The sequence below is a fragment of the Mesorhizobium sp. M2A.F.Ca.ET.039.01.1.1 genome, from assembly GCF_003998035.1.
GTDB lineage: Bacteria > Pseudomonadota > Alphaproteobacteria > Rhizobiales > Rhizobiaceae > Mesorhizobium.
Window position 1 is genome coordinate 1 of the sequence record NZ_RZRY01001352.1, and the last position, 822, is coordinate 822.

At 66.7% G+C, this 822-nt stretch carries 1 protein-coding gene; it reads right to left on the reverse strand.

The features are described 5' to 3' along the window. Positions 1-2: 2 nt before the first annotated feature. Positions 3-822: putative PEP-binding protein (locus EOA24_RS39815; RefSeq protein ID WP_348633115.1), on the reverse strand; the 820-nt coding region annotated here is incomplete at its 5' end.

Genomic DNA, 822 nt, shown 5'->3' on the forward strand with positions numbered 1-822 from the left:
TCTCAGGCGCGTTTGGCGGCGCCTTTCGCCGCCGCCACGGCCGCCTGCGCGGCCGCCAGCCTGGCGATCGGCACACGGTAGGGCGAGCACGATACATAGTCGAGCCCGACCTCCTCGCAGAAGCGGATCGAAGCCGGATCGCCGCCATGCTCGCCGCAGATGCCAAGCTTGATGCCGGGCCGGGTCGCCTTGCCCTTTTCAGCAGCGATCCGCACCAGTTCGCCGACGCCATCGACATCGAGCGACACAAACGGATCCTGCTCGATGATGCCCTTTTGCCGGTAGGTTTCAAGGAAGGACGCCGCGTCGTCGCGCGAGATGCCGAAGGTCGTCTGGGTGAGGTCATTGGTGCCGAAGGAGAAGAATTCGGCGGCTTCGGCAATGACATGAGCGCGGATCGCCGCGCGCGGCAGCTCGATCATCGTGCCCGTTAGATAATCGATCTTGGTGCCGGTCTCCTGCATGACGCTTTGCGCCACCGCGTCGATGCGCGCCTTGACGTATTCCAGCTCCTTCACCAGCCCCACCAGCGGCACCATGATTTCCGGCACCACCAGCGCGCCGGCCTTGCGTCCGGCCTCGACCGCCGCCTCGAAGATCGCGCGCGCTTGCATCTCGGCGATCTCCGGATAGGAGACGGCGAGCCGGCAGCCGCGATGGCCGAGCATCGGATTGAACTCGTGCAACGCCTCGGTGCGTTGCCGCAGCTTGTCGGCCGAGACATTCATGGCGCTCGCCACCTCGGCAAGCTCGGCCTCGGTCTTGGGCAGGAATTCATGCAGCGGCGGGGCGAGCAGGCGGGTCGTCACCGGCCGGCCGGCC